Source organism: Sorangiineae bacterium MSr11367 (genome assembly GCA_037157805.1).
Lineage (GTDB): Bacteria > Myxococcota_A > Polyangia > Polyangiales > Polyangiaceae > Pendulispora > Pendulispora rubella.
Map to the genome: position 1 here is coordinate 10,531,459 of CP089983.1, position 15,099 is coordinate 10,546,557.

The 15,099-nt window shown below is 66.1% G+C and carries 14 protein-coding genes; 7 read left to right on the plus strand and 7 right to left on the minus strand.

The genetic code is table 11. The features are described from left to right. Window positions 1-40: 40 nt before the first annotated feature. Window positions 41-1,531, plus strand: a complete 1,491-nt coding sequence (locus LVJ94_40635; GenBank protein ID WXB03200.1) for a hypothetical protein — start codon at window positions 41-43, stop codon at window positions 1,529-1,531. Window positions 1,532-1,736: 205 nt separating this feature from the next. Beyond that, window positions 1,737-3,575 (plus strand): zinc-ribbon domain-containing protein, encoded by a 1,839-nt coding sequence (locus LVJ94_40640; GenBank protein WXB03201.1) that lies wholly within the window; start codon window positions 1,737-1,739, stop codon window positions 3,573-3,575. Window positions 3,576-3,887: 312 nt separating this feature from the next. Here LVJ94_40640 and LVJ94_40645 read toward each other — a convergent pair whose 3' ends face one another. Next, window positions 3,888-4,241 (minus strand): hypothetical protein, encoded by a 354-nt coding sequence (locus LVJ94_40645; protein WXB03202.1) that lies wholly within the window; start codon window positions 4,239-4,241, stop codon window positions 3,888-3,890. A gap of 54 nt (window positions 4,242-4,295) precedes the next feature. Further along, entirely contained in the window at window positions 4,296-6,089 is a 1,794-nt protein-coding gene (locus LVJ94_40650; protein ID WXB03203.1) for an OmpA family protein, read from the minus strand. Window positions 6,090-6,318: 229 nt separating this feature from the next. Here LVJ94_40650 and rpmH point away from each other — a divergent pair, with 229 nt between their 5' ends. The 5 genes from rpmH to LVJ94_40675 all read left to right on the plus strand — a co-directional run bounded on the left by rpmH (window position 6,319) and on the right by LVJ94_40675 (window position 9,638). After that, window positions 6,319-6,468 carry a 50S ribosomal protein L34 gene (gene rpmH / locus LVJ94_40655; protein WXB03204.1) on the plus strand — a complete coding sequence of 50 codons (150 nt, stop codon included), beginning with the start codon at window positions 6,319-6,321 and terminating at the stop codon, window positions 6,466-6,468. A gap of 101 nt (window positions 6,469-6,569) precedes the next feature. Then, window positions 6,570-6,980 (plus strand): ribonuclease P protein component, encoded by a 411-nt coding sequence (rnpA, locus tag LVJ94_40660; GenBank protein WXB10794.1) that lies wholly within the window; start codon window positions 6,570-6,572, stop codon window positions 6,978-6,980. 21 nt (window positions 6,981-7,001) lie between these two features. After that, window positions 7,002-7,274: a membrane protein insertion efficiency factor YidD gene (gene yidD / locus LVJ94_40665; GenBank protein WXB03205.1), complete on the plus strand. Its 273-nt coding sequence runs from the start codon at window positions 7,002-7,004 to the stop codon at window positions 7,272-7,274. Window positions 7,275-7,291: 17 nt separating this feature from the next. Then, a complete protein-coding gene (gene yidC, locus LVJ94_40670; protein ID WXB03206.1) occupies window positions 7,292-9,049 on the plus strand; it encodes a membrane protein insertase YidC in 1,758 nt (585 codons plus the stop codon). Beyond that, on the plus strand, window positions 9,042-9,638 hold the full coding sequence (locus LVJ94_40675; protein WXB03207.1) for a KH domain-containing protein: 597 nt from the start codon (window positions 9,042-9,044) through the stop codon (window positions 9,636-9,638). Before yidC ends, LVJ94_40675 begins: the two co-directional genes overlap by 8 nt. Here LVJ94_40675 and LVJ94_40680 read toward each other — a convergent pair. From LVJ94_40680 to LVJ94_40700, 5 genes are all read right to left on the minus strand, one after another. Next, window positions 9,627-10,646, minus strand: a complete 1,020-nt coding sequence (locus LVJ94_40680) for a proline dehydrogenase (protein ID WXB03208.1) — start codon at window positions 10,644-10,646, stop codon at window positions 9,627-9,629. The genes LVJ94_40675 and LVJ94_40680 overlap by 12 nt on opposite strands. After that, window positions 10,643-11,734 (minus strand): acyl-protein synthetase, encoded by a 1,092-nt coding sequence (locus LVJ94_40685; protein WXB03209.1) that lies wholly within the window; start codon window positions 11,732-11,734, stop codon window positions 10,643-10,645. Before LVJ94_40685 ends, LVJ94_40680 begins: the two co-directional genes overlap by 4 nt. Further along, window positions 11,734-13,014 carry an aminotransferase class III-fold pyridoxal phosphate-dependent enzyme gene (locus tag LVJ94_40690; protein ID WXB03210.1) on the minus strand — a complete coding sequence of 427 codons (1,281 nt, stop codon included), beginning with the start codon at window positions 13,012-13,014 and terminating at the stop codon, window positions 11,734-11,736. The genes LVJ94_40685 and LVJ94_40690 overlap by 1 nt, the downstream gene beginning before the upstream one ends. A 26-nt stretch (window positions 13,015-13,040) precedes the next feature. Further along, complete coding sequence (locus LVJ94_40695) at window positions 13,041-13,943, minus strand: diguanylate cyclase (GenBank protein WXB03211.1); 903 nt, start codon at window positions 13,941-13,943, stop codon at window positions 13,041-13,043. A gap of 104 nt (window positions 13,944-14,047) precedes the next feature. Then, window positions 14,048-15,097: a tetraacyldisaccharide 4'-kinase gene (locus LVJ94_40700; GenBank protein ID WXB03212.1), complete on the minus strand. Its 1,050-nt coding sequence runs from the start codon at window positions 15,095-15,097 to the stop codon at window positions 14,048-14,050. Window positions 15,098-15,099 lie beyond the last annotated feature (2 nt).

A 15,099-nucleotide genomic window follows, 5' to 3' on the forward strand; every position in this document is an offset into this window, starting at 1 on the left:
AAGCGCGGGCCATGGTCTTGCGGTAAGCTCCCCCCTCGTCGTGGTCCGATTCGAAAGTTTCGCCATCCTCTCGATTGGCTCGTTCGCAGCAGTCGTCACGTTCACGCAATCTGCCTTTGCGGGTCCTCTCGACGGAAAATGGCGACAGGGTCCCCTTCGCGAAGACTACACGGTGCAACAGTGGCTCCCTGGATGCGGGCCGCCTCCGGTCACCGGTTCCACGGGCGGTGGAGAAAGCGTCACGGTGACGGAAGAAGGCGACGAACTGAGCATCGTTGGCGCCGGCCGCACGTTTCGCACGAACCAGTGCTACGAGCAGATGCCTACCCTGGTGCGCGACTCACACTCGCGCGAGGGCTCCGGGCGCTCGTGGCGCACACGCTGCTCGACCCCCGCCTCCGATCCGCGCCGTGCGGTGCTCAACACCCTGGTCGCCATCTCCGGCGACAACCGCCTCGAGATGAGCGAGTCCGGCCGCTACGAGATCACCTTGAAGGAGGGGCGCTGCATGGCGGACGTGAAACGTTCGCGCAGCTACGAAAAGGTGGTGGCAACCCCCGCCGCCTCCGCAACCCCTGCGGCACCGAAGACGCCCGAGCCCACGCATGCCCCCGAACCTACGAGCCGCGCCTGCACCACCCCAGGGGAGCCGGCACGCCTCGAGGTGCGGCCCTCTCGTAAACTTTTGCGCACGGGGGAAAGCTTTCCCTTCCGCGCGGTGGTCTCCGACGCCAAAGGATGCGCAACGCCGACGCCGGTGACATGGAACGTCGAGGGCGAAGGGTCGCACTTGGTCGTCGATCCCACGGGCAAGGTGACCGTCCCCGAAGACGCACCCGAGGGCATCACGAAGCTGGTGGTGAGCGCCGCCGGCAAGAGCACCACGGTCCTCGTCGAGATCAGCTCACCGGCGCACTACGACGCGCTGCTCGCCCAGTCCGGGCTCAATGCTTCGGGCGAGAACGAGGAGACGTCGGTGGCCATCATCGCGCAGGGCGCGCTCGGCGGGCACGAAGCCACCGCCGTGGGCAATGCGGTTCGGCGCCGGAACATTTTCATCGCGGTGGTGGGCACCTTGGCCGCGGTGCTCGGCCTCGTGGCCATTTTTGGATGGCGGCGCGCGCGCCGGGCCTCCAAGCTGCAGCGCGAGGCGGAGGCACGGCACGAGCAGAAGCTGCGCGAGGTCGAGGAGCGCCGTCGCGAGAAGGCCGCGCGGCACGCCGCGCAGATGAAGGCGCACGAAGAAAGCGTCGAGCGAGCCAAGGCCGTGGCCGGCGCCCGCGAGCGCTACGAGAAGCGACTCGTCTGCCCGACCTGCCACCGCGAGTACGGGGTCGGTTCCACATTTTGCCCGCAAGACGGGGCCACCCTGGTCGAGCTTGCTGGAGGCGAGGAGATACTTCCCTACGTCGCAGGCGCATCGGCGCGGCCACAGGAGAAGGGGAAGATCTGTCCTACCTGCGGGGATCGATTCGACGGCTCCGCGTCATTTTGCGGCAAGGACGGCACAGCGTTGGTATTGCTTAATTAAGCTGCGGGACCCTAGCTAAGGCGTCTCCCACCTTTTGTGGCGCGTTGCTTGATCGCTGTTCTGGCGGCCCGCTATACTTTTCAAAGTTGTCTTCATCATCCTGTGAGCGAACGTCCCACGGATTACTGGGCACGCCTCCGTGCGTACTCAGAGGGCGGTGCACTGACCGGATGGTGTTGCACCGAGTATAGGGCCGGAGGCATCCGTGAAGATTTCGTGCCAGTCGTGTCAGGCCAAGTACACCATCGCGGACGAAAAGGTCCTCGGGAAGATCGTCAAGATCCGCTGCAAAAAATGCGGCGCGACCATCGTCATCAACGGCAACGAGCCGGAGGCCACCGCTTCGAGCGGGGGAGGAGCCTCTAGTGGAGCCGTCAGCGATCCGGGGTACTCGGCCGACCTAGATCAGTGGACTGTAAACGTCGCCGATGGCGATCAACGCACGATGACCGTGCAGGAGATCGTCGATGAGTACAAAACCGGCACGATCCACGACGAGACGTTCTGCTGGAAAGACGGCATGAACGACTGGCTCCCGCTGCGCGAGATCGACTCGCTCTACGCAGCGTGCAGCACAGGCTCGTCGCCTGCCGTGGCAGAGTATTCGCCGCTCAGCCTTCGCAACAGCGGCCCCGACGCCGATCCGCTCCCCGCCGCAGCCGCGGCGGCAACGGGAGGGGGGACGGCTTCGTCCCCGCTCGGGTTGGGCGGTGGCTTCGGCGGAGGCGATTCGCTTTTCGGCGGCGGCAGCAGCCCTCGCGCGAACGGCAACGGCTCCAGCGGAGGTCTGTTCGATTCGAATCCGCTGGCGGCGGCAAGTAGTAGCGCATCCCCGCTCGGGTCCGCGGGTGCCAGTGCCGCAGCAAGGCGCACCGGTGGCCGCGGGAATCAGGCGGACTTGTTCGGCAGCGTGTCGCAGGCCGGCGGCGAAGAGGACGTGATGACCAGCGCCGCGCCGGTCTCGGGCGATGGCAGCAAGCTCACGGGCCAGCGCAACGAGAACAGCGTGCTCTTCTCGTTGGGCGCACTCACGCAGACGTCGGGTCCGGCGGACAAGGCTACCGGCAGGGGTTCGGCGCCGTCGGCACCGTCCTCCTCGTCGTCGTCCTCGGTTTCCGACGGCTCGGGCCTCATCGACATTCGTGCGCTCGCGTCGTCGACCAGCTCCACGGAGGGCGACAGTGGGTCGAAGAACCCACGCCACGTGGACGACATCATGAACCTCGGCGGTGGTGGTGCCTTCAGCGCCGCGCTCGCGGCGCCCGTGCTGGCGCCGCCTCCGCAAGACTTCGGCGATCTGTCGTCGCCGGTTTCGATGGGCGGCGGGCAGAACAAGACGCTGCTCATTGCTATCATCGTGGGCACGCTGCTGGTTTGCACCGCAGTCATCGTGGCGGTGATCGTGACCCGTCCGTCGGTGAAGGAAGAGCAAAAGGCCGTCGAGCCCACCGCCACGGTGAGTGCGTCGGCTGCACCGACGCCGGTGCCGACGCCCACGGTGGCCGCGACCGATCCGGCAACGACCGCTGCGGCTTCGGGCGCCAAGGAGATCACCCCGGGCCTCGGAGCCAAGGGCACCGGCGGAGGCTCGCGCAGCAAAGGCGCTGCGGGCGGCGGCACGGCCAGCGCGGGCGGCGGCGGTGGCGAGGAAGGGGCGACGCCGGCTCCGGCTGCTGCCCCCCCGAAGAAGGAAGGGCCGGCAGATCTGGCGGGCGCCATGCAGAAGGCGGTCGGTGGTCACGCCGAGGAGTCTGCCCCCTCGCAAGCGGCGGCGAGCACCGCGCCGTTCAACCGCGCCGAGGCAGCAGCATCGCTTGGCAACGTGAACATCTCGAGCTGCAAGAAGTCCGATGGTCCGACGGGTAGCGGCCACGTCAAGGTGACGTTCCAACCGAGCGGCACCGTGAGCGTCGTCGACGTCGATCAACCGCCCTTCACCGGCACCGCCGTGGGTGGCTGCATCGCCTCGAAGTTCCGCAGCGCCCATGTCCCGGCATTCGGCGGCGCCCCCGTCACCGTGGGCAAGACCTTCTCGCTGAACTGAGCTTCGCGCAGCACGACAACGGGACGGGCTAGCCCCTCGGTGCTAGATCCCGTCCCGTGCTCACTGCAGCCCTCTGCACCGTCCTCGGTTTCCTGCTAGGCCTCCGCCTGGGCATCGCCTTGGGCTACCGCGGCGAACGCCGCCGCCGCGCCGCTCTGGACACGCGGCGGGCTTCGTAACGCGCAAGAAAGAAACCGCCAAGACGCCAAGAACGCCAAGGATTTCGTGAAGGGGCGTTCTCGGGCGCTCCAACACATGAATCTCTCTTGGCGCTCTTGGCGTCTTGGCGGTTCGTTCTTGCGGCCGGAGATTTTACGCGCCGGTGGCGATGCGCGTGATGGCGTTGGCGGCGTCGTTCATCTTGCGGACGCGCGAGCCGAGGGCCACCAGGTAGAGCGATTCGTCGCCGGCGGGAACAGAGCGGAGAAACAAGTCGCTCGTGGCCGTGACGAGGTCGAACTCGACACATTCTTCGCCGCGGGCGACGGGGCCGGCGACGCGGGCGATGCCGGCGAGATCCTGCGGCAAGCCGGTCCCGGCGACGATGTTGCCGCGCGTGTCGACCAGGGCCACCGCCTCGACCTCGCTGCGATCGGCGACCGCCTCGAGCAGGTACTGAAAGGCTTCGTTCTTCTGGGTGCTTCGCTTGGAGCGTCGATCGATCATGGGGCCGGAGGGTAAGAGCACCTCCGGCCCCGAGCCTAATTCTCGGCAGAGAATCTACTTCTTGATCTTGTTCGGATCCTCTTCCTCGAGAATCTTGAACTCGACGCGGCGGTTTGCAGCGCGACCCTTGTCGGTGGCGTTGTCCTCGATGGGACGTTCGAGGCCGTAGCCGTGCGCCTCGAGACGCGAGGTCTCGATGCCGTGATCGGTCAGCCATTTCATGACCGAGTCGGCGCGGCTCTGCGACAGCTTCTTGTTCAGGTCAGCCCCACCCTTGTTGTCGGTGTGGCCTTCGATCGACATCTTCTTGATGCCGGGGCTCGACTTCAGAAGATCCGTGATTTCCTGCAGCATCGGGAAGCTGTCCGGCAGGATCTTCGCCGACCCCGTCTGGAAGTGCACCTGCTGCAGCACGCGCACCACCGAGCCTTCCTTCTTGATGAACTGCGGGCAGCCGTTCGTCTTCGGATCGGGCGAGGGCTTGCCGGGAACGTCGGGGCAAGCATCGGTCACGTCGGGCACGCCATCCTTGTCGGCGTCGTCCTCGGGGCAACCGTCGCCGTCCTCGATGCCGTCCTTGTCCTCGGGCTGATCGGGGCAGCGGTCGTACTGGTCCGGAATGCCGTCGCCGTCGCGATCGGGCGGAAGCGGGCAACCGTCGTTCGGATCCGCGCCCTGGTGATCTTCGGGCTCGTTCGGGCACGCATCGATGTCGTCCGGGATGCCGTCCTTGTCCGCATCACCTGCGGCCTCACGGCGCCACTGCTCGTGCAACGCGGCCTTGCGATCCGGCGAATTCGCATCCGAATCGGAGATGGGCAGGTACGCACCAATCAAGCCCATGACGCGCAAGTCCGGCGCGCCGTAGCCGTTGGCGATCAAGGTGCCGCCGCCCAGGCCGACCCACCAGCGATCCTTGGGGCCGAACTTCATGCGGCCCTCGACGTTCCACTCGATGGGGGTGTTGCGCTTCTTGAAGACGGTGTCGCCGATGACGTTCGCATCGCTGATGCCCGTCTGGCCGAAGACGCTGGCGCCGATCCGGAATTTCCCGCCCTTGATGGGCACGAACCCGCCGATGGCCCAACGCCACTCGTTGCCGATGCCGAGACCCTGGTCCAGGTCGGGCCGGTTGATCGAGTTGCGCGGGCGGAAGTGCACGCCCGTGTTCGCGGTCAGCACGAACAGGTTGAAGTCGTACTCGGCCTGGATTCCCACCATGGCTGATGTGCTTCCATCGCCGCCGAAGCGCGAATTGTTTCCGCTCGGCGCGAAAAGGCTGAAGCTCGCACCGAGGGCGCCCTTCTCATTTCCGGTCCGCACGACCACGGCGCGCAAGTCGATCCGCGTATCCCCTGCCGACGGACCGCCGGTGGTGACGCGGGTCGCATCGCCCGTGGCCCCCGACGAGTACACAGGGTTCTGCCCATCTTGAATGAGCGTGACCGGCAAGGTCGCTGCGATGGTGAACCGATTGAGAAACTGGAAGCCCAGCGTCGCGTACGTCGTGAACTGGTTGTCGATGACCGCTGTCTCGGAGCGACTCAGCGTGTTGCGGTCATTCGTGACGTTGCTCGTGTGCAACGGCCGGAGCGAGTACCCCAGGGCCAATTGGCCGAAGAAAATCGGCTTTGGCTGGGTGACCGGCCGAAAGAGCACGGCGCCGTCCTCCGGTGCACCCGGCACCTCCAGACGATCCAGGTGGAAGGTTGCTTGTTGAGCTTCCGCTCGCGTGCTGCTCAGCATCGCAGACGCGAAAAGCGCGGTCGCGCCCAGGGTCACGCCCAGTCGGCGGGCGATGGCGCGGCGGACTGGTCCGACGCCACCGGAGGAAAATTGTTGGGTCATGGTTCCGTCAGCTAGGAGAAGGAGCGGAAGGAGGACTAACCTGCTGCTCACGGATGCTCACAACGACGCTTGATTTTCCGGATGACGGCTTCGATCCGTAAAAGGGCCGCCTTCAGGACGCCTCGATGGTACGGAGAATCATGCGCCACGTGAAGCGTCAAAAATCGCTGCCGATGTCGGCATGCCGCTTGACCGCTGCACACATGGATGCTTTCTTTCGCGCCCCGTCATGAAACGCACTTACCAGCCTCACAACCTCCGCCGCATTCGGACGCACGGGTTTCGCGCCCGCATGGCAACGCGTGGAGGGCAGCAAGTGCTCGCGAACCGTCGTCGTAAGGGTCGCAAGCGTCTCGCTGTCAGCATCTACAAGAAGTAGTAACAAAAAGTAGTCCTGCCACGAAAGCAAGTTCCTCCTCCTGGGTTGGCTTCGGCTTTGGGCCCGAGCGACGAGTTCGTCGTCATGCGGACTATGTTCGCATTCAATCGACGTCCTCCGGGAGCGAACGCGTCTCGAGCCGGCATTTCTACTTTCTCCTAGCCCCATCACCGGACGGGCGCGATTCGTCGCGTCCGCCGATCGATGTTCCATCGCGTGCACTTGCGCGTTTGGGCCTCATCGTCACCCGTAAATTGGGCGGCGCCGTGGTCCGAAACCGCATCAAGCGCATCTGTCGAGAGTGCTTCCGGCGTCTTGCCCAGGATGAACGCTGGGTTGCGGCCGGAACGGACGTCGTGGTGATCGCCCGTGCAGGGGCTGAAAAACTTTCCATGACCGACGCGCTCGCCGAATGGGAGAAATTGCGACCGGTGATCCGCAAGCGCTCGTTACAAGCGCTGGCCAAAGCATCGAACAAGGGTCATCTTTCGCCACCAGGTCAGCGTAGCTAATAGCGGCCACTACCGAGTGTCATGGTTTTGCACGTCGTCATCGCGCTGATCCGGCTTTACCAGCGCCTCATTTCCCCCCTCCTCGGCAACGTCTGCCGCTTCGAACCGTCGTGTTCGCGATACGCGGTGGCCTGCCTCGAAGGCCATGGGGTATGGAAAGGCGGCTTGCTTTCGCTAAGGCGGCTGTGTAAGTGCCACCCGTTTCACCCGGGAGGCGTCGACCTTCCGCCTCGCTCGGCTAGTTCGGCTGTTCCGCCGATCGAAAACGTCATGAAAACCACGGGGATCGGCTGAAAAGTTCGAAGTAGCGAATGGACAAGAACACGGTTTTGCGCTGGGCGATCATCGCGATCGGGGCCATTTTAATCTGGCAGTGGGGCATTCCCGCCCTCACCGGCAAGTCCCAGCACGCCATCCAGCCGGGTCTCGCCGAAAACTACGTCAACGCGCCCGACTTCGTCGGTGACGTGATCGACCCTCCACCGATACCGAGCGATCCGAATCAGGCGCCGGTGCCGAACGTGCCGCCCCAGGGTGACCTTTGCACCATCAAGGGAAACCGCTTCCAGGCGACGTTGTCCTCGCGCGGTGCGGGCATCACGCACTACAAGCTCACCGATCCGCAGTACATCGGCAGCGACGCCGAGGACCTCTCGACGACGCCGGACATCGAGCGGTGGCGTTCGCTCCGCACCATGTTCCGCGGCCCCGAAGGCGCGAACGATCAGGTCAAGTACGACCGCTTCAATTGGAAGCTCGAACCTTCGACCTCGGAGAGCAAGGACTGCAAGTTCACCTACGCCGACGAGACGGTGAAGATCGTCAAGACGGTGACCGCTGGCGCGCGCCCGTTCGAGCTCGAGGTGGAGACCACCGTCACCAACCTGGCCGACACGAAGAAGTCGCACCGCTTCGCGATTCAGGCCTTCGCCTTCCGCCGCAACAAAGAGGTGAAGGGCAGCCTGGGCCGCGTCTCCCCGTTCATGACGGATCTGGAGTGCGCGAACGCCAACAAAGTCGAGCGCAAGAACCGCGACGACTTCAAAGAGGGCCCCTTCCGCGAGGGCGTGGATCGCTACGCCGCGATCTCGAACACGTACTTCGCGCAGGCCCTGGTTCCGGCGGCGCCGGCCACCTGTGAGATCCTCGCAGAGGACTGGTACTCGGTCGGTCAAAACCGCGACGACGACACCGCGGCCGCCGTTTACCACGCGAACTTGAACTACAACGCCAAGGAGCTCGCTCCGGGCGAGAGCACCACCTACCGCGTCACCGCGTTCGGCGGCCCCAAGGAGCGCGACGTCCTCGCCCACGCGGCAGGCGGCAACAAGGGGCTGAGTGACCTGATCAACCTCGGGTTCTTCTCCATCGTGGCGAAGGTACTGGTCGACGTTCTGCTCTTCTTCCGCAACAAGGTCACCGGTAACTGGGGCCTCGCCATCATCGTGATGACGCTCTGCCTCCGTCTCCTGCTCTTCCCGCTCACGTGGAAGTCCATCAAATCGAGCCTGGCGATGCGCCGCTTGAAGCCCGAGGTCGACGCGCTGAACGAGAAGTTCGCCAGCGATCCCCAGGCCAAGAACATGGCCATGATGGAGCTCTGGAAGAAGAACGGCGTGAATCCGTTCGGCGGATGCCTACCGCAGCTCGTTCAGATGCCCATCTGGTTTGCGATGTACACCACCTTGCAAACCGCGGTGGAGATGTACCACACGAAATTTCTGTGGTTTACGGACCTGTCGGCGCCCGATAAGTTCTTCATATTGCCCATCGTGCTAGGTGCTTTCATGATCGTGCAGCAAAAGATCGTGCCCCAGCAGGGAATGGACCCGATGCAGCAGAAGATGATGACCTACCTGCTCCCGGGTGTTTTCACCGTCATGATGTTGTTCTTGCCTGCCGCGCTTGGCGTCTACATGCTGACGAACAGCGTGCTCGGTATCGGCCAGCAGCTCCTCATCGAGCAAATTGCCCCGAAGTCGACGCCGAAGGGAAAGAACGATATCGAGGTTCGAGAAGCTTCCAAGGAGTCTGGAAGCAACCTGCGAAAGGGAAAAGCCCGTGTCTGATGTTTCGAACGTTTCCCCTGGTGCGGCCAACGTGAATGGCCTCGAAAACGGCGTGGATGATCCGCAGGCGTCCCGCGCGCTGACTTTCGTGCGCACCTTGATGGAGAAGATGCTCATGAACGCCGAGGTGAACCTGGCGCCGGATGACGGCGAGGGCTCGGCGGACGAGATCCGGCTCGAGATCGAAGGCCCGGACGCCGGACGCGTCATCGGCAAGCGCGGCGCTGTGCTCGAGGCGATTCAATACCTGACGACCCGCGTCGTTCACCGTCCGGGCGAGCCGCGCAAGCACGTCGCGGTCGACGCGGAGGGCTACCGCGCACGCCACGAGGATCAGCTCGCGCAGATGGCGCGGCGGCTCGGCGAGCGGGTGGCCGCCGAAGGAAAGATCATCACCTTCGACCCGATGAGCGCGCGCGATCGGCGCATCGTGCACATGGCGCTGAAGGACGTGGGCGGTGTGCGCACGGAGAGCAACGGCGAAGGGCCGGACCGTCGCGTGCAGATCATCCCGGCGTCGCTGCCGTCGACGAACATCGCCGCCGCCGTGCCGCGGGCGCGTCCGTCCCGTCCGCGCTCAGGGAGTTGAAGGGCGGCGGTCCACCGGACCGTCGAGGGGTGGGCGCTGCATGCGGCCAAGGGCCGAGATGCGGGCATGCCCCGGGAGAGATGAGACGATGGGGGGCGCCGGGTCGGTGAGACCGATGGCCACGATGCTGCGCGCGAGCGGAGCCAGGATCACCGGCAGGGCGGCGGTGGCCTCGATGGGCATGACGTGGAGGTGCCGGCCCGAGGGCGGGACGAGCAGGGGCTCGGCCACACCGACGAGGTGGGCTCTTCCAGCGTGCAAGGTGCCCGCAAAGCGCACGGTGTCCGCGTAGCGCTGCGCGTCGGCGCGCTCCGAGGAGGAGAGTTCACCGCGAGGGACGCGGAGCTCGCGGGCCGTGATGGCCGCATGGAGTTTCTCGGCGAAGGCAGCGGCGTTGGCCACGACGAAGGCGATGCGGGGGCTGAGGCAGCCGCGTTGATCGAAGGCGATGACGTCGTCGGCGAGGGCTTCGGCTGCTGCGTCGAGATCGGCCGATTCCGTGATGACGGCGACACCGATGCCGGCGCCGTGACCGCGGACGATGGTTCCGGGTGGGGCCGAGGCACGGACTTGGGCGATGGTTTCGTCGCGGCCGTACACGTGGATTTCGGCGCCCCCCCCTCCCTGCCCTCCCCCGGGGGCGGAGGGGGTGATGGCAGGGTCCGCGAGTTCTCGGAGAAGAGCGAGCGCGAAGGCGGGATCGCGGGACGAAGGCCGCACCGTGACGGTGGGTGCGGCGGCGCGGGCGAGGACGATCGCGCGCAGCGCGGCGACGAAGACGTTGGCCGAGAGGATGACGTGGACGTGCGGCGCTTCGACCGTGCCGGCGAGAAGGGTGCGCAGGTCGTCCTCCGTGGCATCCGTCTCGAGGTGGTGCAGGAGGGCGTGCTCGACGCCCTCGGGCGAGAGACCGGTGCTCTGCACCAGCTCGGGGATGAGCGCCGCGCGCCGCTCGACCAACCCGCGCGCGGCATCGAGGATGCGGCGAAGGTCCGCCAGGCGGCTCACGACGACCCGAGGATCTCTTCGATGGTGAGCGAGCAACCGCGCGGCGGAGCACCGGGAGTGCGGCCGAGAAGCTCGAACCCGCCGGCCACGCGGCGCACGCGATCGGCCGCGAGCACGGCGAAGGCGCTATCGACGTTCATCAGGTCCTCGATGCGCGCGATACCTTCCTCGCCCTCGGCGACCGGCGCCAGGGTCACCGGATCGACGGGAACGACGCGCGCCCACGGCGGCTCGAGGTAGGGACCGCCCCCGCGCTCTTCGTAGAACTGGCTCGACAGCTCGGTCATGCCGTACTCGCCGACGATGTCGTCCTCGGCAATGTGAAAGACGCGCGCAAGCTCGCTGCGCAGAACGTGCGGCTCGATCTCGCGCGTTTTGCCCTTGAAGCCGCCAGTCTGCATCACACGGCTTCCCTTGGGAAGACGGAAATCGGCATCGCCCAGGCCGTCCAGCAGGTACGCGCAGGCAAACGCCGTGGCCAGCAAGAGCACCGGCGCATCACTGGTGACGAGGATGCGTGCCACCGTTTCGTCCAGCCCCGCGAGATCGAGGACATCGTCCCGAAGGAAAAAGGGGTCGCCGTCGCGCGGCAGGCCGAAGGCATGAACGAACGCGTCGTTCATGTGCGCCAGCGAGGAGTCGGGGAGGTCCTTGGCCGAGGGCCCGAGAACGAGAACGTGCACCCGCTCGGGGAGATCCCGCAGAAGCGTGCGCCGCGCAAAGGACACTGCGCCGCGCTCGTAGGTGCCGACGTCGCGAAAGGGATGCGAGCCGCGCGCGCCCACGGTGGTGCCGCTCGTGCGAAACGTAATGGGCGTATCCTGCTCCCCGAACGCGCTCACGCGCGCCACCTTGAAGGCATCCGTTGGAACCGCCGGCGCGTCGATGGCGCGCTCGAAACGCGCCGCATCGAGCCCTCGGGCCGCGAGCAGCTTCGCATACCCCGGCACGTACCGCGCCTGGAAGCGCGCGAGAGCGCCGGCCAGCGCGTCGAATGGCTCCGGCATCGCCCTTCCCTCGTCGAACGCCCGCACGAAGGCTCGTGCGCGCTCGTGCAGGGCTTCGCTCTCGTTGCGTCGTGCGTCCATCACGTGGTTCCCTTTCGAAGGACTTCGACCAGCGCCGTGTCGAACGCGTCGAGCAACTCCGACTCGATGTCGAACGGCGGCGTCAGGGTCAACGTGTCGCCCGTCACCCCTCCCGTCAAAACGATGTAGCCCCGCGCGAGCAGCGCCCGCGACACGGCGAGCGCGCGAGCAGCGCCTCCCTCCAGTGCGAGCCCCACCATGAGGCCGCGCCCGCGCACCGTCACGCCGGCCATGCGCTCCAATTTCGAGCGCCATGCATCGCCGGTGCGTCGTGCCCGCTCGATGATGTTCGTGTTCTGCAAGGCATCGAGCACCGCCAACGCCGCGGCGCACGCGGGGGGCGACCCGAAGTGCGTCCCCGTGTGGATCGTCGTTCCGCCATGCGCTCCCCACGCCTGCATCGCATGGGCACGACCGATGAGCGCCGATACGGGAAAGCCCGCCCCCAGTCCCTTGCCGAGGCACACCAGATCGGGAACGACGCCCTCGTCCAGCGAGGCGAGCATGCTCCCCGCGCGCCCCATTCCCGTCCACACCTCGTCGGCAATGAGCAACGCCCCCACCGCATCGCACTGCGCGCGCAGCTCGCGGAGCATCCCCGGCGGCGGCACGACGCACCCTCCCCGCCCGAGCAGCGGCTCGACCACGACGGCGGCCACGTCGTCGGATAGATGCAGATCGCATGCATCGTAGGGGCGGAACGTCACGAAGTCGCCCACCTGCCCTGCGAACGGCGCACGAAACGAGGGCGCCAACCCACACGCTGCCAATGGGCCGTGCGACAACCCGTGGTAGCCGCCGACGAACGCTACGACCTTGCTGCGGCCCGTCGCGAGCTGCGCCGTCTTCAAGGCGGCGGTGATCGCATCGGCCCCCGAGAGGCCCAGCATCACGCGCGCCCCCGGCTCGGGAAACAGCGCGGCCAGCCGCTCGCACAAATGCACCTTGGTCTCGGCCGCGTACACGTCGCCCAGCGCCAATGCGAGCTCGGACGTCTGCTCGTTCACCGCGCGCACGATGGCCTCCGGGCCGTGCCCAAAAAGCAGCGCGCCGAATCCAGCCACGAGATCGACGTAGCGATTCCCATCGACGTCGATCACGTTGGGCCCCTGCCCGCGCGTGTACACGATGGGGGCGTGCGACGCCTCGCTCAACGCGGCGCGGGCTTCGCGGCGTGCGTCGAAGGCCGGGCACTCCACGGCAGCAAGGCGTGCGGCCAGGTCGCGCGATTTCGGTCCGGGCGGCGGGGTGACAATCTCAGGAAGACGTGCGTTCGTCACGGCGCTGCACGTGTTAGCACCGGCGTTCAGCCCACGACACGATTTCGACCGCCACGCTTGGCCTCGAGCAGGCGTTCGTCGGCGTGCTTGATGAGATCCATGCTGGTGCGATCTTCCTCGCGCAGCTGCGAGACGCCGATGGACACCGTCACTCGGATGAGTTCGTTCTGGAACACGAACCGCGACTGCTCGATCTTCTCCCGCAGGCCGTCGGCGAGCGAACGCGCCCCCTCGAGGTTGGTCTCCGGCAGGATGATGGCAAACTCTTCCCCGCCGTAGCGCGCGAACACTTCATCGCGGCGAATGCGGCCCTGCACGATGCGCGCGAGCTCCTTCAGCACGAAGTCGCCCGCCAGGTGGCCGTGGAAGTCGTTGATCTTTTTGAAGTGGTCGACGTCGAACATCAAGAACGAGAGCTCGCGCGTGTGGCGCCGCGCGCGGATGATCTCCTTCTCGAGGGCCTCGAGCAGGTAGCGCTTCACGTGCGCCTGCGTCAGCCCGTCGATGATGGTCATCCGGTAGATCTCTTCGTGGTACTGCGCCTCGACATCGGCACCGGAGAGATACTTGAAGATGGTGGGGCCGACCTTGATGCGGTCGCCGTTCGCCAGGGCGATGTCGCGCGTGATCTGGTCGTCGTTCACGTAGGTGCCGTTCGTCGAGTTGTCGTCGACGGCGAACCAGATCGCGCCACGCTGTTCGAAGTGCACGTGCCTGCGCGACACGGAATCACCTTCGAGCACGATGTGATTCTCGGCGCCGCGTCCAATCTTGAACGGGCTCCCTTCCAAGACGAACCGCTTGCCGAGGAGCGTCGGCTCCTTGGTGTAAATCACCACCAAACAATCGTTACCGCGTGGACGTGGTTCGTCCCCGAGGGTCTTCTGAACGATCGTGGTGACGCGCGTTTTCTCGTCCGAGTCGCTCACGCGTGCACCGAGAGGAACTCAGCCATGATCGTGGCAAGGCGGTAAAAAAGCCTGGAATTCGTTCTTCGAGACTATGGTGCGTGTCGAGCGCGGTCAAGGCCGCGCTACATTTCCCGCGTCTTTTCAGGCCCGATCGCATCGCGCAGAACACAGCGAAGGGTGGTATCAAGATGCACGTCATGCTCCATGACGTACAATGGAAGCACTGATGAATTGCGTAAGTGTATCGAGCACTTATGCGTCGCGAGCCATCCTTCGACGCAATGCGTTGCCGCTAGAGACGCCAATTCCCGAGGGCTTGGTACACCGTGATCGGAAGCGTGGAAGACCGCGCGCGGAACGACGCCACGGGTCCGAAGGCGCTCGCGGATCCGCGCAGGTCGCGCCACGGAGGTCACCAAGCCGAGGTTCATCCGCGCGAGCTGCTCGTACGGCAACATCGCGCCAGTGGACGTGAAGGCACCACGGCTTCGAACCAGGTCATCGGAAAGGGTCACGACGTGATCGCACGCGGCGAGCAGCGCGTCCTTCGGCGCACGAAGGTCGCCGCATGGCGGGCATGCATCGCTGCCCCATGGCGCGAGGGCGTCGCATGCGAGCAGTGACAACGTCGCGCGCCGGGGTGCCATCTGGAGGACACCATCGAGCACGAGGATGCGCGCGCCGCGGGCCAGGGCGAGGTCGATGGCGAGCTGCCGCGTGGGGGCCACGATGACATCGAGACTCCCCCTCCCCGGCCCTCCCTCTGCGTTGAAAGTCGGCCGCGGCAAGCCGCGGACCTCCGGGGGGGAGGGAGCCGAAACGGCGTGAACGCACATGAGGGCCTCGTCGCCCACGACGCGTACGTCATCGCTGGGATGGACGACGCGCGCGATTCGCGGGGTCGCCCGGTACGCGTGGCCAATGAGGGCGACGCGGGCGGACTGTTGCTCGGCGATGAAGCGTGCACATGCAAGGGCCAGCGGCGTCTTTCCCGAGCCGCCGAGCGTCGGACCGCCCACGGCAATGGTCACGACGCCGTCGGGCACCTGGAGCGGCCGTGCCACGCGCGGGGCGGACCACCTGTGCCACGCCCGCTCGAGCGCGCGGGCGGAAGCGCCCGAAAACCGCCCGCACTCGAGCGATTGGGCTAGCGCGCGGCGAACCGTCTCCACGC